We start from the raw sequence: 24,567 nt of genomic DNA on the forward strand, positions 1-24,567 counted from the left end.
CACATCCGGCATCAGTTGGTGCGGTGGAAGAGCAGATCCCAGACACCGTGGCCAAGTCGCTCGCCACGTTTTTCAAATTTGGTCATCGGACGATCATCAGGGCGGGGCGAAAACTGGCCTGGCTCAGCGGCATTGGCAAAGCCTTCGGCCTCGCTCATCACTTCCATCATGTGCTCGGCGTAGTTCTCCCAGTCTGTTGCCAGGTGCAAAATCCCACCAACCCGAAGCTTGTGGCGAATACGCTGGACAAAGTCGTGCTGGATCAGACGGCGTTTATGGTGCCGCTTCTTGTGCCAGGGATCCGGGAAGAACACCATCACCCGGTCAAGACAGGCGTCCGGCAGGCACAGATCGATGACGTCATTGGCATCAATGGAGTAGACCCGCACATTCTCAAGCCCACGGTCCTCAACTTCCTTCAGCAACGCCCCCACCCCGGGCAGGTGCACTTCAACCCCGATAAAATCCTGTTCCGGTGCAGCTTCGGCCATGTCAGCAAGCGATTTGCCCATGCCAAAGCCAATTTCCAGGTTGAGCATGGCATCGCGCCCGAACACCTGGCGCGGATCAATCATGCCCTGCTCGCGGGTTAACCCGTAGATCGGCCAGCTACGCTCATACGCATTCTTCTGGCCTACAGTCATCCGACCCTGGCGCAAAACGAAACTGCGAATGCCACGGCGCGTGGTTACCGGGGAATCGTTGGACAGATCTTTTTCATCGGTCATCTGGGGTCCTCAACCGCAGCAAGCGGATTCTGGTTCTGGAGAAATTACCGCACAGTTTACCAGAGTGGATCGATTCAGGCCGACACAACCGAATTGGCCGATTGCTGCCGGTCCAGCTTGCGATAGCCCAACGCCTCCACCAGATGGCCATTGCCGATACCTTCGGCCCCATCCAGGTCGGCCAGGGTCCTCGCCACGCGGAGGATCCGGTGCAAGGCGCGGGCGGAGAGCCCGAGTTTCTCCATCGCCCCGGACAACAGTGCTTCTCCCTGGCTGTCCAGCTGACAGTATCGGTGCAGATCATTGCCACCCAGGCCTGCATTGATGGTTCCCCGCTGCAACTGGCGATCGCGCGCCCGGGCCACCCTGGCCCTGACCACTTCGCTCGCTTCACCGTCCGCCTGTTTCTGCATTAACACGTCCCCGCCCTGCACCGGCACCTCCACGTGAAGGTCAAAGCGATCCAGCAACGGCCCCGACACCTTACCCCGGTAGCGCATAACCTGCTGCGGCGTACACTGGCACTCGATCGTCGGGTGGCCATTGTAGCCGCAGGGGCATGGATTCATCGCCCCTACGACCTGGAACATGGCAGGAAACGTTACCTGCCGGGCGGCACGACTGATGGATATCTCACCACTTTCCATAGGCTCCCGGAGTACCTCAAGCACCCGGCGCTCAAACTCTGGCAATTCATCGAGAAACAATACGCCGCGATGGGCGAGAGAGATTTCTCCCGGGCGGGGACTGCTACCGCCACCCACCATGGCAACGGCAGAAGCGGTATGATGGGGCGAGCGGAACGGCGGCTGCCGCCAGTAACCGTCGCGCACGGGCAGCCCCGCCACGGAATGGACACTGGCTACTTCCAGAGCGGCATCGGTGGTGAGCGGCGGCAAAATACCGGGCAGCCGGCTGGCCAACATGCTTTTCCCGGTGCCCGGCGGCCCGTAAAAAAGCAGGTTGTGGGCTCCGGCGGCCGCCACCTCCAACGCCCGTCTTGGTACGCTCTGCCCCCGGACATCCGCAAGATCCGGCCCGGCTACTGCGTTTTCATCCAGTGACGATGGCGGAATGGGCACCAGCGTTGCGCGGCCGCATAAGTGTTCACACACGGTCAGTATGTGGGCAGCAGAGAGCACATCGTCCTGGCTTGCCAGAGCAGCCTCGGACGCATTCGCCTGCGGCACCAGCAACCTCCGCTTTTCCTGCCGTGCGGCCAGCACGGCCGGCAGTATGCCTTTGAGGGGGCGCAAGGCGCCATCCAGGGACAACTCCCCCACGAACTCACAGGCAGTCAGGCTTTCCGGGGGTATCTGCCCCGACGCCACCAGGATACCCAGGGCAATTGGCAGATCGAAGCGACCGCCCTCTTTCGGCAGATCGGCGGGGGCGAGATTGATCGTGATACGACGGGCGGGGAATTCGAAACCGGCATTCAGCAGAGCGCTGCGGACCCGCTCCTTGCTTTCCCGAACCCCGGTCTCCGGAAGCCCGACAATGGAAAGGGCCGGTAATCCACCGGACAGATGCACTTCAACTGTTACAGCAGGTGCGGATACACCAATGCTGGCGCGGGAATGGACAATAGCTAACATAACGACCTTCCGTGGTCAGATTCTTTCGGCATTCATCGTATGGGCACGCCGGCCCATCTCAGTGCAGACTCACTGATCCTGCAGCTTGCTTTCCAGGGCGGCCACGCGCTTCTCCAGCGCTTCGACCTTTTCACGGGTCTTCATCAACACCGCCTGCTGGGCATCAAACTCTTCACGGGTCACCAACTCCAGACGGGAAAGCACCGTCATCACGGTCGCCCTTGCCTGGGTTTCGAAATCTTCCCGGGCCGCACGGGCCATATCGGGCACAAACTGGCCAAACTGCCCCTGAAGCTGGGCCAAGAAATCCTGCGGACCTTTCACAACATCACCTCTCTGGCATCAACGGGTTCCGGCACCAACCGACGATCAGGCGCCCGGAATGAACTTGCGGGAGTGTAACACATCGCTGGCCCTGCCATACTGTGCCCTGTCCGCAGTATAATAACGCCGCAGGACGGCTGGCACGGTGCGCCAATTTGGCTCGCCGTGAAAGCCAATGCTCTTTTTTGGTGCAGCATAATGTTCCAAACTGGAGCGTCATATTTTTAGGTCATTGAAAATATGTGATTTTTTTTGCGTTGGCACACCCGATGCTCAAAGCCTTGTACGCAATCCGCACAATTGGTGTGCGAGGTGGCAGCATCCCGACCTCAACACAAACGGCCAATGGGCCCTCACTGTTGGGACGGCTTTACCAAGGAGAAAGCAATGAAACTTGTGACAGCGATCATCAAGCCTTTCAAATTGGATGATGTCCGTGAGGCACTATCCGAGATTGGCGTGCAAGGCGTAACCGTCACCGAAGTGAAAGGCTTCGGGCGGCAAAAGGGCCATACAGAACTCTATCGTGGCGCGGAATACGTGGTGGATTTCCTGCCCAAGGTCAAGGTTGAAGTCGCCATTGGTGACAACCTGCTGGATCAGGTTATTGAGTCCATCACCAAGGCTGCCAACACCGGCAAGATCGGTGACGGCAAGATCTTCGTGACTGAACTCGAACAGGCGATCCGTATCCGGACCGGTGAAACCGGCGAGGAAGCGGTCTGATAACAGCCTGAATTCCCGATAGCCAACGCAAAAAACTTATAACCTGAAAAGCCTCGTGCGGAGGGCTTCATATGGAAAGCAATATCTTTCACCTGCAGTACGCTATAGATACCTTTTATTTTCTGGTGTGCGGTGCATTAGTCATGTGGATGGCAGCTGGCTTTGCCATGCTGGAATCCGGCCTGGTTCGCGCCAAGAACACCACTGAAATTCTCACCAAGAACGTGGCATTGTTCGCAGTGTCATGCACCATGTACCTGATCTGCGGTTACGCGATCATGTACGGCGGCAACATCTTCCTGTCCGGCATGGGCGACGTGGACGTCGGCGGTGTCATGGGCGAATTCGCCAGCCGTGACGGCGGTTTCGAGGGTGGCTCCATCTACTCAGGCGCGTCTGACTTCTTCTTCCAGGTGGTGTTCGTAGCCACGGCCATGTCCATCGTGTCCGGTGCGGTTGCCGAGCGTATGAAACTCTGGGCTTTCCTGGTGTTCGCCGTCGTCATGACCGGCTTCATCTATCCGATGGAAGGTGCCTGGACCTGGAATGGTGCCGATGTCTTCGGCATGTACAACCTCGGCGACCTTGGCTTCAGTGACTTTGCTGGCTCAGGCATCGTTCACATGGCCGGTGCAGCCGCCGCCCTGGCAGGTGTTCTGCTTCTCGGCGCCCGTAAAGGCAAGTACGGCCCCAATGGCGAGATTCGCGCCTTCCCGGGTGCCAACCTGCCGCTGGCAACACTGGGTACTTTCATCCTGTGGATGGGCTGGTTCGGTTTCAACGGCGGTTCGGTTCTGAAACTGGGGGATATCTCCAGCGCCCACGCCGTCGCGATGGTCTTCCTGAACACCAACGCAGCAGCTGCCGGTGGCGCCATCGCCGCACTGATCACTGCTCGCCTGATGTTTGGCAAGGCTGACCTGACCATGCTGCTGAACGGCGCACTGGCCGGCCTGGTAACCATCACCGCTGAGCCGTCCACCCCGACAGCCCTGACGGCAACGCTCTTCGGCGCCGTGGGCGGTGTCCTGGTGGTACTGAGCATCGTCACCATGGACAAGCTGCGCATCGACGATCCTGTGGGTGCCATTTCGGTTCACGGTGTCTGTGGTCTGCTGGGTCTGCTGCTGGTGCCGATCACCAACGGTGATTCCACCTTCTTCGGCCAGATCGTGGGAGCCCTCACCATCTTCGTCTGGGTCTTCGGTGCCAGCCTGATTGTCTGGGGTATCCTCAAGGCGGTCATCGGCATCCGGGTCAGCGAAGAAGACGAATACGAAGGCGTCGATCTGTCCGAGTGTGGTATGGAAGCCTATCCGGAGTTTGTCAGCAGCAAATAACGTCTGCCGACAGGAAAACGCAAAAGGGGCGCTCCACGGAGCGCCCCTTTTGTTTATCGACCAAACAGGGATTACATGGCATTGCGGAAGATATCATCTTCCGAATGACGCAGATAAAGCATCAGTTCCATCTTTGCTTCATTCACACTGTCAAAAGGCCCTTCAAAGGTCCCTTCCCGGGTCTGAAAGAACCACTGACCATTGATTGTGGTAAACCGATCACTGCGGAACCAGTTTCGTTCCTGCTCACCTCTTCTAACATCCATATCCTACTCTCCAGCTACAACCGAACGGCTATTATCGATCACTTACTGATCACTTTTGCAGTGTAGCGAACATTCTCCGAAATGCGAAATTCATCAGGCCTCGCCCGGGATCACCCGATCCTCAAGTACATCCACCATGAACTGAGGCATCGCCAGAGCACCATGATGGGTGCCGGCGTTATAATAACGGGTCACAAACGGCCGCTGCTCGGCGTCTTCCTCGCGGAAATACTGCACCGGCTTTTCTTTGCCCGCCATGGTGCAGCTCCACCAGCCCGTCGGATACACCGGCTGCGGAAACGGCAGCGTCTGAACATGATCAAAGCCGGCCTTGCGCATGTCCTCGTGCATGGTCTTGATGATGGTATCGGTGTGCAGCATGGGGGATTCGCTCTGCTGGACGAGAATGCCGCCGTCTCGAAGGGCCAGCATGGCGTCCCGGTAGAAGTCCTGGGCAAACAGGCCTTCTGCAGGGCCCACGGGATCGGTACTGTCGATGATGATCACGTCGACGCTGTTGGGCTCTACATCCCGCATCCACTGGATACCGTCACCGAAGAAGAAGTTGGCGCGCGGGTCATCGTTGGAATCACAGAGTTCCGGGAAATACTTTTCCGACAGCCGGGTCACCCGCTCATCAATCTCCACCTGCCAGGCTTCCTCAACGCCAGGATGCTTTAGAACCTCCTTCAAGGTGCCGCAGTCACCACCACCCACGATCACCACTTTCTTCGGGTCACGATGGGTAAACAGTGCCGGGTGGGTCATCATCTCATGGTAGAGAAAATTATCCCGGCTGGTCAGCATCACGCAGCCATCAAGAACCATCAGGTTTCCGAACGTTTCAGTCTCGTAGATCTCCAGCTTCTGGAATTCGCTCTGTTCTTCGTGCAGCTTTTTCTTTACCTGCAGGGAAAACGCGGTTCCCTGGTCCTGAAATACTTCGGTAAACCAGTTTTCGTTCAATGCCGTCATAATGTGTCCCTCGTGTTGCTCAGCGAGCCTGTGTCATATTGCAGGTATTGTAGGTCTGACAGGCCCTCAGCTAAAGCACTATAGCCCATGGTCACCCCCGTATTTTCCACAAGCGGTTCTTTTAGCGGGACCGAGTAATCCATACAATGTCGACCAGACGCCGACTTTCGTCCGGCACGGAATCAGTACAGGATGACCCCAATGACCCAGGCCTCCACAAACACCGCCCACAAGGTGTACAACATTGCCCACTGGAGCGATGGCTATATCGATGTCAATACCCGTGGCGAGGCGCTCATCCGGCCAGACCGGGGCCGCGGTGACGCCACTGGAGAAGGCATCAACCTGCTGGAGCTGACCCGCACCCTGACCGCCCGAGGCATCCAGCTGCCGGTGCTGATCCGTTTTATCGACATTCTCCACGACCGGGTCAACAAGCTGTGTGGAGCCTTCAACAAGGTGGCCCTGGAACAGTCCTACCAGGGGCAATACACCGCGGTCTATCCCATCAAGGTCAATCAGCAGCGGCGTGTGGTCGAGGAATTACTGCGCGCAGAGCCAGCGGCCAGCAACAATCAGATTGGCCTGGAGGCGGGCAGCAAACCCGAATTGATGGCGGTATTGGCAATGTCAGGCCAACCGGGCTCGGTGATTGTCTGCAACGGCTATAAAGATCGCGAATACGTCCGCCTTGCGCTGATCGGACAAAAGCTCGGGCACCGGGTATTCATTGTGGTGGAAAAGCAGTCAGAGCTGCCGCTGATTCTGGAAGAGTCCCGAAACCTTGGTGTGTCACCACTGATTGGCGTGCGCGCGCGACTGGCCACCATTGGCAAGGGCAACTGGCAGAATACCGGCGGCGAAAAGTCCAAGTTCGGCCTTTCCGCCAGCCAGGTCCTGGATGTCGTGGCAACGCTCCGCGACGCAGATGCGCTGGACACCCTCCAGTTACTGCACTTCCACCTGGGATCCCAGATAGCCAACATCCGCGATATCCAGACCGGTCTGAAGGAATGCGCGCGGTTTTACAGTGAGCTGCGCAAAATGGGCGCACCCGTTGGCACCGTGGATATCGGGGGCGGCCTGGGTGTCGATTACGAGGGCACACGCTCACGCAGCAGCTGTTCAATGAATTACAGCGTCCATGAGTATGCCTACAATGTTATCCATGTCCTGCAGGCGGAATGTGATCGTGCCGGCATTCCCCACCCTGACCTGATCAGCGAATCCGGCCGCGCGCTGACAGCCCATCACTCGGTACTGGTTACCAACGTCATTGACCAGGAAACGCCAGATGCTCGCGCACCCTCACAACCCGAAGTGGACGCCGCCGCACCGCTGCAGGATCTTTGGCGCGATCTGGAAAGTCTGAAAGACGACAACACCCCCCGCTCCCATGCGGAAATCTACCATGACGTGCTCCACGCCATGGCCGATGTGCACGCCCAGTTTGCCCATGGCCTGTTATCACTCAACGAGCGGGCAAACGCGGAAACCTTGTACACCAGCTGTTGCCGGTTGCTGAGATCCCAGCTGGACAGCGCCAATCGGGCACACCGGGAAATCATTGATGAGCTGAACGAAAAGCTCGCCGAGAAACTGTTCGTGAATTTTTCGCTGTTCCAATCCCTGCCGGATGTCTGGGGCATCGACCAGATCTTCCCGGTCATGCCCATCAACGGGCTCGACCGCCCGCTGTCCCGCCGCGCGGTCATCCAGGACATCACCTGCGACTCTGATGGCCGGATTGATCGATACGTGGACGGTCAGGGCATAGAGACCACCTTGCCGTTGCCGGAAGCAAAACCCGGTGAACCACTATTGATGGGTTTTTTCATGACCGGTGCCTACCAGGAAATCCTCGGCGACATGCACAACCTGTTCGGCGATACCCACTCGGTCGACGTGCACGGCAATGGCTCCGGAGAATACACCGTCAGCGACGCCACGACCGGCGACACTGTCGCGAAAGTGCTGCGCTACGTCAATTTTGAGCCCGCGTCACTTCTGGAGTCCTATCAGCGCCAGTTCGAGACCAGCCAACTGCCTGAAGAAGAGCAGCATCAGTTGCTTGGCGAGCTCAGAAACGGGCTTGAGGGGTACACCTACCTGGAAGAATAGCACTCCTGGTCACACTCAAAGGCACCACAGTTTTTTGTCCGGGGCACTCATCCAAAAACCCAGTTCGCCCGTATAACAGGAAACTGACAAACCCTCGACGAGTGCATAGAATAATGACCAGGACCAGTTCAAACCATGCAACAGTCAAGGAGCTTCCGGTGAAGACACTGGATCAAAAGCCCGCTCGCCCCGAGGGCCGAAAGGACCCCTGGAGCCAGTTGCTGGAGAAAGTGGGTAAAAACCAGGACCGCCAGGCGTATCACGCGCTGTTCGAGCATTTTGGCCCGCAGATCAAGTATTACGCTATGGCGAACGGCATGGCCAGTCACGCGGAGGAACTGGTTCAGGAAGTATTTGTCTCCATCTGGCGGCGCTCCTGCCTGTACGACTGGCGTAAGGCTGCGGCTTCAACGTGGATCTTCACCATTGCCCGTAATCAGCGCATCGATATGTTGCGGAAGATGAAGCGTCTCAGCGTGGAAATGCCGGTGGAAACAGAGGACCTGTGGCAGATTCCGGGCGAGAACGAGGACGAGCCGGTGACGTCCCTGCACCGCCTGATGTCAGAACGGCGGATCAGGGAATCCCTGAGCCACTTGCCGGAAGAACAGATCACCGTCATTGCCAAGGTGTATATGGAGAACAAATCCCACCAGATGGTGGCGGATGAGCTCAATATTCCTCTTGGCACGGTGAAGAGCCGGGTGCGCCTGGCGTTGAACAAATTGAAAGTGATTTTGCAGGATCAGAACGTATGACACGGCACCATCCCGACAGCCTGACGCTGATGGAATACAGCGCCGGCAACCTGACCGAGCCCCATGCCCTGTGCATCCGGCTGCATCTGGATAAGTGCCCGCACTGCCAAAGCCGGGTCGACACCCTGGAGAGCCTGGGAGCTGTAATGATGGAGAATCATCCCAAGGCCGATGTGAGCGAAAGCATGTTCGACAGCATCCTGGCGCGCATCGACAATGGAAGCGATGACAACGAAGTCATGGCCCGGGTCAGTGTCAGGACAGATCCGCTGCAGAAACTCCTGGGGGAGGATCTCGACAGTCTGCCGTGGAAACGTCAGTTGGGCGATGTCAGTGTTCTGGATATCTCCGAACGCTTTCCGGGGCAGCATGAACAGGTTGTCCTGCAGAAATTGTCAGCTGGAGGCAAGGCGCCCGTTCATACTCACAGAGGCGAGGAGACCACCATCGTCCTGCAGGGGGCATTTGCTGATCAGAAAGGTGTCTTCAATCAATGGGATTTTGTGGTTCTCAATGATCAGGACGAACACAAACCGGTTGCAGTTGGCTGTGAGGACTGCATCACCTTGTCCGTGCTCAGCGCCCCGGTGAAGTTAACCGGCACCTTTACAAGGCTGCTCAACCCGTTCATTCGCTGAACAGAACGGAATAAGTCCGGGGCACGCACATCCCGGACTTATTACCAGCGAAGCTCTTCTCCGTCCCAACTCAGAAAGCAACCATTCCGGCTCTCATCCAGGTCATCGACAATCGCCAGTATGTGCAACGCGGTCTCATGGGGGCTGTGAACCTCTAACTGCTGCAACGATCTTGAAAACGGCTCGCTCAGCGCTGATCGGGTTGTGCCTGGGTGCACCGCCACGCAGGCCACCGGTTTGCAACGACGGGGTAACTCTACCGACAGCGTTTTCACCAGCATATTCAATGCGGCCTTCGAGCTCCGATAGGCATACCAGCCGCCGAAACGGTTGTCACTGATTGAACCCACCTTGGCTGAAATCGCGACAATACGTTTAAAGGATTTGTGACGCAGCCAAGGCAGCAGAGACTTTACCAACATCCCGAACGAACTGGCGTTGACCTGCATGGAACGTAAAAATGCTTCGGTCTCCAGATCCTCGAGTCGCTTCTCGGGAAACGTGCCGCCTCCGTGCAGTACGCCCACCGCAAAAATCACGCAATCAAGCCCGGTATCGTATGGCAAGGCCCGCGCCAGCGTGGCTTGCATTTCATCAGCGTCACCCGGTTTCTCTGCATCCCAGCGCATCAGACAGACCTGACTGGCCGTCCTTACCTCTTCGGGCACCTTGTCAGGCTGCCTGCATAAACCAAAGACCCGGATCTCCGGATCACGACGAATCAGCTCCCTCGCGATGCTGCTGCCGATCGCTCCGGATATACCAGCAATCAGAACGTTTCTCAAAACGCCTACCTCGTCAGAAGTGTCATTGAAAAATTCAATACTGTTGATACGAATCCTTTTGCATTCGGACGTCTGCTCCGGGTGAACCGCCTCATTCAAACAGCCGTATGAACTTTGGCATTACACAGGCACATCTGTTGCGGCCGATTGGCGCCAACACGATTCATACCCTAATGATCTGCGTTGAGTTGAGGAGAGACCTCCATGCAATACCAGGCTCCGGCGAATGACCTTCGCTTTCTGTTGTTTGATGTACTGGGTGCTGACAGGCTCCATGAGCTGGAAAAGTACTCCGATGCCACCCCCGACCTTATAACGGCGGTGATAGAGGAGGCTGGCAAAGTGGCGGCGGAGATCATTCAGCCGACCAATCAGACAGGCGACCGGGAGGGCTGCAGCTACGATGCCGAATCCAAATCGGTCAAAACTCCGGCTGGCTTCAAGCAAGCGTACCGGACGTTTGTGGAAGGCGGCTGGACAGCGCTGGACGCCCCTCTTGAATTCGGCGGGCAGGGCCTGCCCCACACCCTCAAGTTTGTTGTCGACGAAATGGTGTGCTCTACCAATCTGTCACTCGGCATGTATCCGGGGCTGACCCACGGCGCGATCAGCGCCCTTCACGCCCATGGTTCCGACGAGTTGAAGCAGACCTACCTGGAAAAACTGATCTCCGGCGAATGGACCGGCACCATGTGCCTGACCGAACCCCAGTGCGGTACCGATCTCGGCCTGATCCGCACCCGCGCCACTCCGAACGACGATGGCAGCTATGCCATTGAAGGGACCAAAATCTGGATTACAGGCGGCGAACATGACCTGACCGACAACATCGTGCACCTCGTGCTGGCCAAACTGCCTGGCGCACCTGATACCACGAAAGGTATTTCGCTGTTTGCAGTCCCCAAAATCCTGCCCGAATCCGGGGAGCGCAACCCGGCCTTCTGTGGTGGCCTCGAACACAAGATGGGCATCAAGGGTTCCGCCACCTGTGTGATGAACTTTGAGGGCGCGAAGGGCTGGCTGGTCGGCGAGCCCAACAAGGGCATGCGCGCCATGTTCACCATGATGAACGAAGCCCGTCTGATGGTTGGCATGCAGGGGCTGGGGCTCGCCGAAATGGCCTATCAGGAAAGCCTGGGCTTTGCCCGTGAACGCTTGCAGAGCCGATCCCTCAGTGGCCCTGAAAACCCCGACGGTCCGGCGGATCCCATTATTGTGCACCCGGATGTACGGCGCATGTTGATGCGCCAGAAAGTACTTAACGAAGGCATGCGCGCACTGGCCTTGTTCACCGGCCATCAACTGGACCTCTCCGTAGCCCACCCGGATGAGGCTACCCGGGAAGCAGCCGATGATCTGGTGCAACTCCTGACCCCGGTGGTCAAGGCATTCCTGACGGACGAAGGCTTCAATAATGCCAACACCGGGCTGCAGGTGCTGGGTGGTGCCGGCTTCACAACTGATTGGCCATTGGAGCAACTGGTTCGTGACGGACGTATTGCACGCATTTACGAAGGTACAAACGGCATCCAGGCCATGGACCTGGTCGGCAGAAAACTCAGCCTGAAAGGCGGTCAACTGGTGCGAACGCTGTTTGGGGTGCTGACGACCTATCTCAAGGATAACCCCCAAGCCCCTCACCGTGAGGAACTCAAGGAAGCAATCAAGGCATTGGAGGAAGCGACCCTGTGGCTGGCCGCCCATGCGCCCAAAGATCCCGAGCAGGCAGGTGCCGCAGCAACGCCTTATCTTCGGGTAATGGCCCTGACCGTGACTGCCTACCTTTGGTCCCGCATGGCGGCGGTCGCTGACCAGCAGTTGGCGGCCGGTCACGGAAACACCCCCCTGCTGGAGAGTAAGAAGATATCCGCCCGCTTCTACTTCGAGAAATTGCTGCCGGAAGTGCACGGGCTGCTCAAGGATATTAAAAGTGGAAAGGACGCATTAATGGCGTTCTCGGACGATCATTGGGCTGCCTGACACAGCACAAATACACCAATGGCCGGAAATGACCGATAATTGTCAGACAATGACCTTCAGAACATCGGCCCGAAAATGGATACTAAGCGGGTTGATTAGTGTCTCTGAACTAGTCCTGTTCAACTCCCCTTTGGGTTGAACACTTGCTTGTTAGCCACGCCCCGCGTGGCTTTTTTTTTCCCTTCCTGCTTGCGTTACAATCTCCGTCCCTGATTTCACCGGAGACTTCCCATGACCCCTGACGACTATGGCTTTCGCTTTGGCGGGATTGAGCGCCTGTATGGCCGTCGCGCACTGGAAGCCTTCCGCCAGTCACATATAGCCATCGTCGGGCTGGGCGGCGTAGGCTCGTGGGCGGCTGAAGCCCTGGCTCGTTCCGGTGTCGGCACCATTACCCTGATCGACATGGACGACATCTGTGTGTCCAACACCAATCGTCAGCTTCATGCTCTCGAAGGCCAGTACGGCTACACCAAGACCGACGCCATGGCCGCAAGGCTGAAAGCGATCAACCCCCAGGCAGACATTCGCGTGCATTTCGGTTTCCTGACCCTCAAGAACGTCGGCGACCTGATCACCCCGGAGATCACCGGTGTGGTGGATGCCATCGACAGCGTCAAAGCCAAAGCGGCTCTCATTGCCTTCTGTCAGCGGCGCAAGATTCCCGTGGTCTGTGCCGGCGGCGCCGGCGGCCAGATGGACCCGACCCAGATCCGGGTTGCCGACCTCAGCAAGACCACACAGGATCCATTATTGGCCAAGGTTCGTAACATGCTCCGTCGGGAGTACGGTTTTTCCCGCAACCCCAAGCGGCGGTTCGGTATCGAAGCCGTGTACTCACTGGAGCAGCTGACGTATCCTGCCGGTGACGGTGAGGTCTGCCTGCAGAAACCCGCTACCGATGGCCCGGTCCGGCTGGATTGCGCCTCCGGATTCGGGGCCGCCAGCCCGGTCACCGCCAGTTTCGGCTTTTTTGCAGCCTCGCGACTGCTGAACCGGATCGCACGACGCGCCAACCCATAACTCAATGGACCTGAAGTCATTATGCCCGTAAGCACTGTTCTGCTTCTCGCAAGTATCGGCGTTCTCTCCCTATTCTGTCAGTGGCTCGCCTGGCGCGTCAGGATGCCTGCCATCCTGTTCCTGCTGGCGGGCGGTATTGCCGCGGGCCCATGGCTGGGTTTTCTGGCACCGGAAGTGGTGTTCGGCGATTTGTTGTTCCCACTCATTTCCCTGTCCGTCGCCATCATTCTCTTCGAGGGCAGCCTGACCCTGCGTTACGAGGAAATCCGCGGCCACGGCAAAATGGTGCGCAACCTGATTCCGGTCGGCTCTATTGTCACCTGCATCATCGGCACACTGTCGGCACGCTGGCTACTTGACGTGTCCTGGGAGGTGGCATTGCTCTTCGGCGCGATCTCCATTGTTACCGGGCCCACAGTGATCGCCCCGCTGCTGAGATCGGTTCGACCGGACGCCAAACTGGCCAACATCCTCCGTTGGGAAGGCATTATCATCGACCCGGTAGGTGCCCTGCTGGCGGTTCTGGTGTTTGAAGGCATTGTGTCCTGGGGCCAGGGCAATGTTTTCGGGCACTCGCTGTATATTTTCGGCAAGACCCTGGCGGTGGGTTTCCTCATCGGCGCGATAGCTGGCTATCTGAATGGTCTGGCGCTGAGAAAACACCTGATCCCCCAGTACCTGCACAACGCCGGCACCCTCACCTTCATGCTGGGCGTTTATGCCCTTTCCAACGAGCTGGCCCATGAGTCGGGGCTGCTGACCGTCACCGTCATGGGCATCTGGATGGCCAACATGAAACAGGTGCCCATCGACAGCATCCTCGAGTTCAAGGAATCCCTCAGTGTGCTGCTGATCTCGGCCCTGTTCATCATTCTGGCGGCGCGGGTTGAGTTTTCCGCCATTGCCGAGTTGGGCTGGGGCCTGGTCGCTGTGCTGGCGGTTCTGATGCTGGTGGCACGACCGATGAGCATCTTTCTGTCCGCTATCGGTACCAGTCTTAACTGGCGGGACAAACTGTTCCTGAGCTGGATAGCCCCGCGAGGCATCGTTGCCGCAGCGGTTTCAGCGCTGTTTGCGTTTCAGCTGCAAAAACTCGGATATGAAGGTGCCGGCGCGCTGGTCCCGCTGATTTTCATGCTGATCATCGCCACCGTCACGCTTCAGAGTCTGACCGCCCGGCCGCTGGCGAAACTGCTGAAGGTTGCCGAACCGGCGGAGTTCGGTTTCCTGATACTCGGGGCCAATCCGGTTGCCCGGATGATCGCCGCTGCCCTGAAGAAGTACGAAGTACCGGTGACGCTGGCGGACACCAACTGGGAAAACGTCCGACAGGCGCGTATGAACAATATCCCGGTCTACTTCGGCAATCCGGTGTCCGAGCATGCCTCCACCCACCTGGATCTGACCGGGATTGGTAACCTGCTGGTCATTTCCCCCTACAAGCACATGAACTCACTGGCCACCTACCATTTCCTGGACTGGTTTGGAAAGGATTCCGTGTTCACCCTGGCGGAAGGTGATCCCGAACAGAAAGCACGACACCAGACCGCCGAGAAGATCCAGATGACCCGGGGCCTGTTTGATGGCGTCAGCTACGCCAAGCTCGCGAGCCTGGTCAGTCAGGGCTACACCGTGAAAACCACCCAGCTCAGTGACGAATTCAGCTACGAGGACTTCCTCGAGAAGTATCATCGCCAGGCACTGGTACTGTTTGTCTTTGACAGTAAGGGACGGGTATCTCCGGTACTGGATATGGAACCCATCAAGCCGGAAAATGACTGGATCCTGATCAGCCTGGTGCCACCCCAGGCTCCGAAAGAGCGAAAGGAAAGGGAAGAGCGACCGGAAGAAGCAGGGCAGGAACTGCCGGACGGAGTCTCCGCCCGGGACTGAAGCGCCTCCGAGTCTAGCGGCAGTCAAGCACCAGCTTGCCGCGCACGTGGCCGCCCTCGAGCAATTCGTGGGCGTCGGCCACCCGGGCCAGCGGAAAAGCCTGTTCGATATGGACCTTGACGTCACCGTCCTCGATCAGCTCCGCGATCTCGTCCAGGTGGAACACATCCGGGCGCACAGTCATGCCATGGGCCCGCAGCCCCAGCTCTTCAGCGGCACTGATAATCTCATCCGCGGTGACCGTGGGAATGGTCACCAGCACCCCGTGCTCACCGAGTGTGTGCAGGGAACGCTTGCCAGTGTCACCGCCAACCAGATCCAGCACCACGTCCAGGCCATAGCACTCCTCGGCAATATCCGTGGTGCGATAATCAATCACTTCGTGAACCCCCAATTCCGCCAGGAAATCACGGTTTCCGGCTGATGCGGTCGCGACCACGTGGGCGCCCCGCTCCAGGGCGAACTGGACGGCAAAATGCCCAACACCACCGGCACCAGCATGAATCAAAATCTTCTGCCCCGACTCCAGCTTGGCCACTTCGAACAGGGCCTGCCACGCCGTCAGAGCCGCCAATGGCAACGCACCGGCAGCCAACAGGTCGAGCTCCTCAGGGACAATAGCCAACTCATCTGCCGCCGCCACGGCATATTCCGCGTAACCGCCTCCCGTCGCCGGGAAACCGATCATACCCATGACCCGATCCCCCGGCGCCAGGGTTGTCACATCATCCGCCACGGCAACCACTTCACCCGCCACATCATAGCCTGGCGTCCAGGGCAGGGAGCTCTCGATCTGGCGAGCAGCGAACCCCAGGCCCTTGCGGGTCTTCCAGTCAATGGGATTAAGACCGGCACCATGAACACGGATCAGCACCTGCCCGCTATCGGGGCCGGGAATCTCTGAGGTGACAACCCGCAGCACATCACGGTCACCAAAGCGATCGTAGATCACATGGCACATGGAGGATTCAGCATTCTGATCAACGAGGTTTTCCATGAGGCTCTCCGCACAACGGTGGTAACGGCAAACAGGCTTTCTTCAGACTAGCAGAAGTTGGCGCGCGAGGTGATTCAATCCAGTGTCAGGCCCTTGCCGCCGGCCACCACGGCACTACCAAGTATCTCGGCAAACTCTTTCGGAGCCCGGGAAGGACGCTGGGTTTTCATGTTTACGCAGGCATGGGTGGACATCGCCCGCACCAGTGTCTTGCCGTCGGCAACACGCACCAGCTGGAACTGGCGCGAGGAACGGAACCGGCCATCGTATCCGGTCAGCCAGGTGCCCAGAACCAGGCGATCCCCGGCATTGGCCGAAGCAAGGTAATCAATCTCGGTGCGAGTAATGGCCATGGCTTTTCCAGTGGCCTCATGCAGTTCCCAGGTCATGCCCAGACTTTCGATGTGTGCCCAACTGACGTCTTCCAGCCAGCGGACATAAACCACGTTATTGGCGTGACCGAGGCGATCCGTGTCTTCATCCTTTACCAGGATATCCATGGTAAAAGGAGACGGCAGGTCCCACTCAATCATCTGGTCATTGTCGGTCATTGCTCCCGCTCTCCAAACCCGGAATAGCCCGCAACGGTAGCCGGCCGATGCGGTCGTTGTGAAGTGAACCAAAGTATAGGTGCCCACCGTGAGGGTTAACCGAGGTGATTTCCTGCAGGTGTGTTCCGCGGGTATCGTGGAGACTGGTGATCAGCTCGCCGCTGGCGTCGAATGCCAGCACCAGCCCATACTCCTGAGGCTTGGGGTGGAAGCTTTCCGGCAGCTTGGCCACCAGATCTTTCAGCCAGGGCTGACGGTGCATGGAATCCACCTGAGGGTTACGAAGCGTCGGAAAGGCCACCCAGTATCGCCCGGCCTGATCCACCGCGAGGTTGTCCGGGAAGCCCGGCAGATTATCGGCGAAAACCTCTGCCTGCCCCGCCCTGGGGCCATGGATCCAGTATCTCAGGATACGGTATTTCCAGGTTTCATTGACCAGCACATAGTCCCCTTCCGGAGACACCGCCACGCCGTTGGCGAAGTGCAGGTTTCTCAACAGGGTTTCCGTTTTTCCGGTACGGGGATTATAGCGGAGCAGGCGGCCATGGGGACGCATCTCCAGCAAATCCAATACGTAATCAGGTTGCTCGAAACGGGAGCTGGCGTCGGTGAAGTAGATGCGGCCATCCGGGGCAATATCCACATCGTCGGTGAACCGGAACGGCGTTCCCTCCGATTCCCGTGACAACAGGGTGATGGACTTGTCCGGGGCAATCGACAACAAGCCTTCCCAGGCATCCGCCACGATCAGGTTGCCGTCGTCATCAAATACCAGCCCGAGGGGACGACCACCGGTTTCCAGCCACTCTTCGACTCGCCCATCCGGCCAGACCCGCACAATCTTGCCGTCCTGAGTGCCGGTGTACAGCACACCGTTGGCGTCCACCGTGGTATCTTCCGGTCCATACACTTGGCCGCGGGCTAGCAGGTCAGACAGTCGCAACAGCTCATTGGGGGCGAGTTTTCCGGTCAGTGCCGGTGGTGCGGGTGCGTTCCAGGCTTTACTGTCAACGGGAGACGGGGACAGCAGGAAGCCCCCCAACAGCACAAATACGATCAGTAAAAGACCCAACAGCCACTTCATACAGACATTCGTCCCTTTCAGAAACAATGACGTAACCTTAGCAGAGACGCGGGCACGGCTACACCGTTGCCCGGGCCTGGCTCACTGTTTCAGGAAGGCCCGACACAAGGCCTCAAATGCGTCAGGTTTCTCCGCATGCAACCAGTGGCCCGTGCCTTCGATGATTTGCAGTTCGGCGGATGGAAACAAACGACGAATCTCGTCCCAGTGCTTGTCCTGAATATAGGCTGAGTCCTCCCCCTTGAGGAACATTACCGGGCCGTTATAGGGGCCATCGCCTTCCGGAGCCAATGCCAGTTTCGGATAACTGGCCTCAATGACCGGCAGATTCAGACGCCAGCGATACAGGCCTTCTCCCGGTTTCTGCTCGCCCTCGGGAACCCGCTCCAGGTTTTTCAGCAGAAACTGCCGAACCGGGGGCATTTCGACGTACTCCGCCAGCAGTCTGTCTGCGTCCCGACGGGTTTTTACAGCCGTCAGGTCCAGCGACGTCAGCCCTTCCAGAATGGCATCGTGACGGGGCTTGTAGGCAACAGGCGCAATGTCCGCAACAATTACCCTGTCCACCCGCTCCGGTGCCATAAGCGCTACCTGCATGGCGGTTTTTCCGCCCATGGAGTGGCCAAGAATGGCGGCCTTGTCCAGCCCTTGAGCGTCCATATAGGCAACCACATCCGCCGCCATCGCCGGGTAATCCATGGTCTCGGTATGAGGAGAATTGCCATGATTGCGCTGATCCAGGGCATGGACCTGCCAGCCTTCCTGCAGGCGCCGTATGATTCCGCCGAGGTTATCCATGGACCCGAACAACCCATGCAGGACGATCAGGGGGGCGCCTTCGCCAGTAATACGATGGTTCAGCTCAACACTCATGGACGTTGTTCTCCTGATCGATTCATTCTTTTGAGTCAGCGGGATACATTACCATTGCCGGGAAAAGGAGCAAGGCCGGAGACGGCCTCGATTTCTACAGGCATAAAAAAACCGGGGAGATCCCCGGTTCAAAGGTCAATAGCGTACGATTTGCCCGTTCAGCAGTAGAAGATGCTGTTCAGGTACTCCGCGAGCGCCTCGCAGTTGCGGCGTTCACGTTCGTTATGGGGCACGAAGATCTCGCGTTCCATAATCATCTCCTCCTCTTTAATGCCTTTCCATTGCTCCAACCTGATGACTTAATGCTATCGTTGTTGGTGTGACAAACCGTTGACAGGCTGTCCCATCCGCTTGACATTTTGTCTCAGCAAACATGAAAAGCTGTTAACAACAGGAATGGACCATAGTGAACGCAGTTCCGGCTGAAACAACGACAACACCTCTGGTAGCCGCCTCCAGCACTCTCGCGCTGGTGCACTACCTGGATTGCCGGGGCGTATTGGACCGTGAGCGGGTCGAAGCGATCACTGCGACAACCCTGGAAGCGCTTCGGGACCCGGACCTGAGGGTGCCGGCCGACAATCACTATCGGCTATGGGAGCACGCCGAACAGGTGACCGGAGATCCTGGCGTGGGTCTCCATGCCGGACAAGTGGTCGATCCGGAACGCATGGGACTGGTGGGGCACGTGTTTTTTAACTGTGACACCCTGGGAGAAGCGGTTACTCAATATGTACGACTACACCGGCTGATCAACGAGTCCGTGACCCTCAGTTTTGAGCAGACCGGTGAACAGGCAATCCTCACCTGGCAGCCCGACAGCCCCGGCCATTACTGTCGTCAGGATATGGACCGTACCCTGGCGGCGGCGCTCTGCCGCACTCGCCATTTCATTCATCCCGGGATCAGGGCGGAATGGGCAGAGATCGCTCATCCCCGGCCACGTTACGCCAGTGAATACGAACAGCTGCTGGGCGGCCCCGTCACGTTTGGCTGTGCCGCCATGCGCCTGGCGTTCAGCAGTCGCCATTTGAGCCATCCGATCCCCCACCGAAACCCCTATGTGTATTCGGCGGTGCTGCAGAAGGTCAACTCCCTGATGGCACGCCTGCAGACCCGACGCACGTTCAGTCGCAAGGTGCGACGCCTGATCTCCCGCCAGATGTCGACGGAAAAGATCGACGCCGACACCCTGGCACGGCAATGCCACATGAGCCGGCAAACCCTCTACCGCCGGCTCAAGAAAGAAGGCCTGAGCTTTCATGACCTGGTAGAGCAGGTACGTCAGGACAAGGCCCTGAGATACGTGGCGGCTGATCAGTATGCTCTGGGAGAAATTGCCTTCCTGCTGGGGTTTTCCGAACTCAGCGCTTTCAGCCGTGCCTTCAAACGCTGGACCGGCATGGCCCCGGCGCAATACCGTGCCCGTCATCTTGCCGGAGAGGCCGGCCAGACACAGGAATAACGATGCCCGAAACGACCCTGATCGCCATCGCTGTCGGCCTGCTGTATCTGGCCGCGTTGTCCTGCGTTTACCGGATACTGCTGACATACCGCACGACCCAGGGCGCGATTGCCTGGATCATTTCACTCATCGGCCTGCCCTACGTAGCCGTACCGCTGTTCCTGTTGTTCGGTCGCAGCCGTTTTGGCGGTTATGTCCGTGCCCGACGGATGGGTGACGCCGCGCTGACCGATTTGATGAACCACTTCGAACAGCAAACCACCTCCCTGTCACACCCCGCCAGCGAACATTTCGGCGATGAACTGCAGGTGCTGTGCAATCTGGGCCGGCAACCCTTCACCAGCAACAACCACTGCACTCTTCTGAAAGACGGCGAGGCCACCTTCGAAGCGCTCTTCGATGCCATGGAAAATGCCCGCCATTACATCCTGCTGGAGTTTTACATCATCCGCTCCGACAAGGTGGGTCAACGCATCAAGTCCATCCTCAAACGCAAGCTGGCGGAAGGTGTGCAGGTCTGGCTCCTGTACGACGATATCGGCAGCGTCTGGCTGCCCCGAACCTACCTGAAAGAGCTGGACCGAGCCGGAGCCCGGGTTGCGTCCTTTGGCAAAGGCAACATCCGGCGTCGGCGCTTCCAGATCAATTTCCGCAATCACCGTAAGTTACTGGTCTGTGACGGCCATACCGGCTTCGTTGGCGGCATTAACCTCGGCGACGAATACCTCGGCACCGCCATGGATCAGGAACCCTGGCGGGATACCCATTGCGGCATTACCGGGCCAGCGGTCATCGGCCTGCAACTGGCATGGCTGGAAGACTGGAATTGGGCAAGCAGCGAATTTCCCGAACTTAACTGGCACCCCAGCCTGCCTGCTTCCGGAGATCATCAGGTGCTGGTCCTGCCTACCGGCCCTGCGGACACCTACGAAACCTGTGCATTGTTTTTCCTGAATTGTATTAATAATGCCCGGACCCGCATCTGGATCGCATCACCGTATTTCGTACCAGACTTCCAGATTATGAACGCTTTACAGTTGGCGGCCCTGAGAGGCGTGGATGTACGCATCATCATTCCGGAGAAATCCGACAACCGGTTAATCAGGATTGCAGCCTACTCCTACCTCGTCCAGGCCTGTCAGGCGGGGGTCGGCATCTATCGTTACCAGCGGGGTTTCATGCACCAGAAGGTCATCCTCGTGGATGACCGCTACGCCGCCGTGGGCACCGCCAATCTGGACAATCGCTCCATGCGCCTGAACTTTGAAATTACTGCGATCACCACGTCCCAATCCTTTGTCTCCGACGTGACCGCCATGCTGGAAGAGGACCTTGGGCACTCGCGGTTGATGACCCAAAGCGAGTATCAGGACCGGTCCGTTGCGTTTCGCCTGGGCTGTCGCGCCGTGCGATTACTTGCGCCCTTGCTCTGACCGGGACAGTAGACAGGCATTTTCCCCCGCAGAAAGAATATGAGAGTATTCAGGGAACCGAGCCCGGGATGCAGTAACGAAGCAGGACTATGACAACATTCAAGCCCCGAGAAACCCTCACCGAACAGGTTGCCCGCCACATTGAGAACCTGATTGCCTTTGGACAACTGCGATCCGGTGAACGCATCTACGAGAGCGCGATGGCCAAACAGATGGATGTCAGCCATGGCTCCATCCGGGAAGGTCTATTGCTGCTGGAAAAGCGTCACCTGGTCCGCAACGTTCCCCGCAAGGGCGCGTTTGTCACGGAACTGGACGACTACTTCGTTCGCAGCCTGTACGAGATCCTGGAACTGTATCTGACCCATACCGGTCGCAAACTGGCACGTCAGTGGCAGCCGGCAGACATGGACAAGCTGGAATCCCTGTACCAGCAGATGAGGGCGAACTTCGAACGCAACGACCTGATGCGCTTTCTGGAGCTCGGCATTGAATATACCCAGGCCTCCCTCGCCTACGCAGACAATTACTTTATCGTCTCCGCCATTGACGATCTCTGGCCTTCCGCCAAGCGCTGTGCTTTCGTAGCCTTCCAGAACGGCGGCAACCGGGTATTGGAGGACAACCTTGTCCACATGGAAGAATCCATCCAGGCGATCAAGGATCGGGACGAAGACCGGTTGGCGACCATCCTCAAGCGCTATGCCGAGCAACAGTGCCGTCAGGTCCTCGAGGCACTGGCCAGCCACCAGGCGCGTCGCGGCGCCTGACTGGGACAAAGACTCAATAGAACAACTGGGTGAATGAAAAGCCGATGTTCAGGTAAGCCGTCCAGTTATCTTCGTTATTGTAGGCAGCCGCAAACTGCACCGGCCCCAGAAAGGTATCGACCCCGGCAAACGCACTCCAGGATCTGACCGTATTGTTCCAACTGGCATCATCGAACGATTCCCAGGCGTTGCCCGTCTCGATGCCAATACCGGCAAACCAGGGCACCAGCGGCCCACCAAACTCCTGACTGGCAAACAGTGATGCCATCGCAGCGTTTTCGCCGGTAATTTCACCCGGGGCATAGGCCGACAGCCGCCGGAAACCGCCAAGGCGAACCGTATTCTCGATGCCAGGCTCCCCCCGGGTGACGGCGTGGGCATACAGCAGTCCAGTCATGGTGAAACCCTGCCAGCTACCGGTACCCAGCCCCATTCCGGTCACCGAATCAAAATGCCGGTCCGAGCCCAGGTCCTCCCGTTCCAGCCGACCGCGGATACCGGCGAAACCACCGGACTGGGGATAGAAGATATCGTTCAGGGAATCATGCACCAACTGAAGACTGAAGCCGCCCTGATGGATGGTCCCGGAGGGCGCCACCGATGCACCAAGCTGATCATCGACGGTGGCATAGCCCCGGGAATAGCCAAGCCGGACGTCGCCGTTGCCCCCCAGCTCCATGCCGAGTGCCAGATCCAACTGACGGAAGGTAACGTCCACCTCTGAGATACGAGCGCCGTCATCGCCAAACACACTGAAGCTGTTCCGGGAATATTCCAACCCGGTGATCACGTAGCGTTCATAACCATAATCCAGGGGCTGGAACCATTCCGTGCGCACATAGGGCTCCGTCCCCAGTTGCAAACCGGTTCGCCATTCCCCGCCGAGGGCGTTCAACTCTGTCACGCGCAAGGCTGACCCGACATTAAAGCGGGTTTCGCCGTCGAAGTTGTCCTCGTAGTTCAGACCAAAAGCCAGGTAGTTGGGCCCCCAGGATTTTTCCTGCACTTTAATGGTCAGCACGGTTCCCTCGGAGGATGGAGACAGCGAATAGGACACCGTTTCGTAATAGCCAAGACCATAAATCCGCTTGAGATCGTCCTCAAGCGCATCCACATCCAGAGGCTGACCGACTTCCTGTCGAATCCTGGAACGGAGGAACTCCCCGGCCAGACGGGAATTGTGATCCACCTCAATGCGGGCGATGTCCCCGAGCGGCAAGCCACTCTTGTTCAGCGACTCCCGGAACCGTGTCCAGCGCTCCCGGGGCACACTCAAATGCCGCAACTCGGACGCATGGGAGCGGGCGCTGGTGGCACCCAGTTCAAACAGGACCGGTGCGTCATAAAAATCCGCGGATGTGCGCCCCTCCAGATCGGGACGAATCAGCACGTCCTGATCTTCCAGTCGCGCCAGCTGATGGTCGGTATTCCTCCGCGTCATCATCGTCGTCAGTTGCCCGACAACCGAGAAGGCCTCCTGCAGATCCTCAGCTTTCAACAAAGGGTCGGTAATATCCACCGCAATCACAATGTCCGCGCCCAAATCGCGGGCCACTGTCACTGGCAGGTTGTTGGCAATCCCGCCGTCCACCAGCAGCCGGCCATCCAGTTTGACCGGCGCGTAAACTCCGGGAATGCTCATGCTGGCACGGATTGCCTCGGACAGGTTGCCACTGCCAATCACTACCTGTTCGCCGGTTTCCAGGTCGGTGGCCACCGCACGGAAGGGAATCGCCAGCTGATCAAAGTCTTCTACCAGCGCGGCATCGCGGGTCAGCTCATTAAGAATAAAGCCGAGATTCTGACCCGCGATAATACCTCCGCCGACGTGTAGCCCGTCCAGGCGCACGCCAATCCCGGGCACAACCGGAAAGCGCCAGTCTTCCTGTTTACGGCGTACAGGCTTATAGGCGCGGCCCGGATCGTCGCGAAAACTGGACAGCCAGTCCAGGTCGATGAAGCGTTGCTCGATTTCCTCTACCGGCATACCGGACGCATAGAGCGCCCCGACCGCAGACCCGGCACTGGTGCCCACTACCAGGTCCACCGGAATCCGCATTTCCTCCAGAACCCTCACCACACCGACATGGGCCATACCTTTGGCACCACCGCCACTGAGCACCAGACCCACCTTGGGTCGATCCCCGGTCGGCTCCGCTGTGACGGTAAACGAAAAAAAAGCAACGCAGGCTGCAAGCAGCAGGATAAACATCCTTGGCAAGGGAGGGGTCCTGTTATC

General features: G+C 58.2%; 22 protein-coding genes. 11 read left to right on the plus strand and 11 right to left on the minus strand.

Annotated features, from left to right (window positions below; all coding sequences use genetic code 11):
* Window positions 1–11: 11 nt before the first annotated feature.
* From trmB to Q0Y21_RS17245, 3 genes are all read right to left on the minus strand, one after another.
* Window positions 12–728: a tRNA (guanosine(46)-N7)-methyltransferase TrmB gene (gene trmB, locus Q0Y21_RS17235; RefSeq protein ID WP_297798101.1), complete on the minus strand. Its 717-nt coding sequence runs from the start codon at window positions 726–728 to the stop codon at window positions 12–14.
* A 74-nt stretch (window positions 729–802) separates the two neighbouring features.
* Complete coding sequence (locus tag Q0Y21_RS17240; protein ID WP_297798103.1) at window positions 803–2,326, minus strand: YifB family Mg chelatase-like AAA ATPase; 1,524 nt, start codon at window positions 2,324–2,326, stop codon at window positions 803–805.
* A gap of 69 nt (window positions 2,327–2,395) precedes the next feature.
* Window positions 2,396–2,650 carry an accessory factor UbiK family protein gene (locus tag Q0Y21_RS17245; protein ID WP_297798105.1) on the minus strand — a complete coding sequence of 85 codons (255 nt, stop codon included), beginning with the start codon at window positions 2,648–2,650 and terminating at the stop codon, window positions 2,396–2,398.
* Window positions 2,651–3,037: 387 nt separating this feature from the next.
* Here Q0Y21_RS17245 and glnK point away from each other — a divergent pair, with 387 nt between their 5' ends.
* Together glnK and Q0Y21_RS17255 are read left to right on the plus strand one after the other, a co-directional pair.
* On the plus strand, window positions 3,038–3,376 hold the full coding sequence (gene glnK, locus Q0Y21_RS17250) for a P-II family nitrogen regulator (RefSeq protein ID WP_004578958.1): 339 nt from the start codon (window positions 3,038–3,040) through the stop codon (window positions 3,374–3,376).
* A gap of 71 nt (window positions 3,377–3,447) precedes the next feature.
* Complete coding sequence (locus Q0Y21_RS17255) at window positions 3,448–4,716, plus strand: ammonium transporter (RefSeq protein ID WP_297798107.1); 1,269 nt, start codon at window positions 3,448–3,450, stop codon at window positions 4,714–4,716.
* Window positions 4,717–4,787: 71 nt separating this feature from the next.
* Here the strand turns inward: Q0Y21_RS17255 and Q0Y21_RS17260 are convergent, their stop codons facing one another.
* Both Q0Y21_RS17260 and speE read right to left on the minus strand, forming a co-directional pair.
* Entirely contained in the window at window positions 4,788–4,982 is a 195-nt protein-coding gene (locus Q0Y21_RS17260; RefSeq protein WP_297798109.1) for a DUF6316 family protein, read from the minus strand.
* A gap of 93 nt (window positions 4,983–5,075) precedes the next feature.
* Complete coding sequence (speE, locus tag Q0Y21_RS17265) at window positions 5,076–5,957, minus strand: polyamine aminopropyltransferase (protein ID WP_297798110.1); 882 nt, start codon at window positions 5,955–5,957, stop codon at window positions 5,076–5,078.
* A gap of 201 nt (window positions 5,958–6,158) precedes the next feature.
* On the opposite strand from speE, the gene speA reads away from it, so the two are divergent.
* From speA to Q0Y21_RS17280, 3 genes are all read left to right on the plus strand, one after another.
* Window positions 6,159–8,078, plus strand: coding sequence for a biosynthetic arginine decarboxylase (speA, locus tag Q0Y21_RS17270; protein ID WP_297798112.1), 1,920 nt, complete (start codon window positions 6,159–6,161; stop codon window positions 8,076–8,078).
* Window positions 8,079–8,236: 158 nt separating this feature from the next.
* Window positions 8,237–8,836, plus strand: a complete 600-nt coding sequence (locus tag Q0Y21_RS17275) for a sigma-70 family RNA polymerase sigma factor (RefSeq protein ID WP_297798114.1) — start codon at window positions 8,237–8,239, stop codon at window positions 8,834–8,836.
* Window positions 8,833–9,474, plus strand: a complete 642-nt coding sequence (locus Q0Y21_RS17280; protein WP_297798116.1) for a ChrR family anti-sigma-E factor — start codon at window positions 8,833–8,835, stop codon at window positions 9,472–9,474. The genes Q0Y21_RS17275 and Q0Y21_RS17280 overlap by 4 nt, the downstream gene beginning before the upstream one ends.
* 41 nt (window positions 9,475–9,515) lie before the next feature.
* Here Q0Y21_RS17280 and Q0Y21_RS17285 read toward each other — a convergent pair whose 3' ends face one another.
* Window positions 9,516–10,259: an SDR family NAD(P)-dependent oxidoreductase gene (locus Q0Y21_RS17285; RefSeq protein WP_297798118.1), complete on the minus strand. Its 744-nt coding sequence runs from the start codon at window positions 10,257–10,259 to the stop codon at window positions 9,516–9,518.
* Between the two features lie 204 nt (window positions 10,260–10,463).
* On the opposite strand from Q0Y21_RS17285, the gene Q0Y21_RS17290 reads away from it, so the two are divergent.
* The 3 genes from Q0Y21_RS17290 (at window position 10,464) to Q0Y21_RS17300 (ending at window position 15,155) form a co-directional block, all read left to right on the plus strand.
* Window positions 10,464–12,239, plus strand: coding sequence for an acyl-CoA dehydrogenase C-terminal domain-containing protein (locus tag Q0Y21_RS17290; RefSeq protein WP_297798120.1), 1,776 nt, complete (start codon window positions 10,464–10,466; stop codon window positions 12,237–12,239).
* Between the two features lie 231 nt (window positions 12,240–12,470).
* The gene (gene tcdA / locus Q0Y21_RS17295; protein ID WP_297798122.1) at window positions 12,471–13,262 is read left to right on the plus strand and encodes a tRNA cyclic N6-threonylcarbamoyladenosine(37) synthase TcdA; all 792 of its coding nucleotides are present in this window, start codon (window positions 12,471–12,473) and stop codon (window positions 13,260–13,262) included.
* 21 nt (window positions 13,263–13,283) lie between these two features.
* On the plus strand, window positions 13,284–15,155 hold the full coding sequence (locus Q0Y21_RS17300; protein ID WP_297798124.1) for a sodium:proton antiporter: 1,872 nt from the start codon (window positions 13,284–13,286) through the stop codon (window positions 15,153–15,155).
* A gap of 13 nt (window positions 15,156–15,168) precedes the next feature.
* Here the strand turns inward: Q0Y21_RS17300 and Q0Y21_RS17305 are convergent, their stop codons facing one another.
* The 4 genes from Q0Y21_RS17305 to Q0Y21_RS17320 form a co-directional block, all read right to left on the minus strand.
* Complete coding sequence (locus tag Q0Y21_RS17305; RefSeq protein WP_297798126.1) at window positions 15,169–16,152, minus strand: NADP-dependent oxidoreductase; 984 nt, start codon at window positions 16,150–16,152, stop codon at window positions 15,169–15,171.
* Between the two features lie 74 nt (window positions 16,153–16,226).
* Window positions 16,227–16,703: an acyl-CoA thioesterase gene (locus Q0Y21_RS17310; protein WP_297798128.1), complete on the minus strand. Its 477-nt coding sequence runs from the start codon at window positions 16,701–16,703 to the stop codon at window positions 16,227–16,229.
* Window positions 16,690–17,787 (minus strand): SMP-30/gluconolactonase/LRE family protein, encoded by a 1,098-nt coding sequence (locus Q0Y21_RS17315; protein WP_297798130.1) that lies wholly within the window; start codon window positions 17,785–17,787, stop codon window positions 16,690–16,692. Before Q0Y21_RS17315 ends, Q0Y21_RS17310 begins: the two co-directional genes overlap by 14 nt.
* Window positions 17,788–17,868: 81 nt before the next feature.
* Window positions 17,869–18,660: an alpha/beta fold hydrolase gene (locus tag Q0Y21_RS17320; RefSeq protein ID WP_297798132.1), complete on the minus strand. Its 792-nt coding sequence runs from the start codon at window positions 18,658–18,660 to the stop codon at window positions 17,869–17,871.
* 406 nt (window positions 18,661–19,066) lie between these two features.
* Here Q0Y21_RS17320 and Q0Y21_RS17325 point away from each other — a divergent pair, with 406 nt between their 5' ends.
* The 3 genes from Q0Y21_RS17325 to Q0Y21_RS17335 all read left to right on the plus strand — a co-directional run bounded on the left by Q0Y21_RS17325 (window position 19,067) and on the right by Q0Y21_RS17335 (window position 22,328).
* Complete coding sequence (locus Q0Y21_RS17325) at window positions 19,067–20,125, plus strand: AraC family transcriptional regulator (protein ID WP_297798134.1); 1,059 nt, start codon at window positions 19,067–19,069, stop codon at window positions 20,123–20,125.
* A 2-nt stretch (window positions 20,126–20,127) separates the two neighbouring features.
* Window positions 20,128–21,558 (plus strand): cardiolipin synthase, encoded by a 1,431-nt coding sequence (gene cls / locus Q0Y21_RS17330; protein ID WP_297798136.1) that lies wholly within the window; start codon window positions 20,128–20,130, stop codon window positions 21,556–21,558.
* An 89-nt stretch (window positions 21,559–21,647) separates the two neighbouring features.
* Entirely contained in the window at window positions 21,648–22,328 is a 681-nt protein-coding gene (locus Q0Y21_RS17335) for a GntR family transcriptional regulator (RefSeq protein WP_297798138.1), read from the plus strand.
* A 13-nt stretch (window positions 22,329–22,341) separates the two neighbouring features.
* On the opposite strand, the gene Q0Y21_RS17340 is transcribed toward Q0Y21_RS17335, so the two are convergent.
* Window positions 22,342–24,540 carry a patatin-like phospholipase family protein gene (locus Q0Y21_RS17340; RefSeq protein WP_297798509.1) on the minus strand — a complete coding sequence of 733 codons (2,199 nt, stop codon included), beginning with the start codon at window positions 24,538–24,540 and terminating at the stop codon, window positions 22,342–22,344.
* Window positions 24,541–24,567 lie beyond the last annotated feature (27 nt).

The sequence above is a fragment of the uncultured Marinobacter sp. genome, assembly GCF_947259545.1.
GTDB lineage: Bacteria > Pseudomonadota > Gammaproteobacteria > Pseudomonadales > Oleiphilaceae > Marinobacter.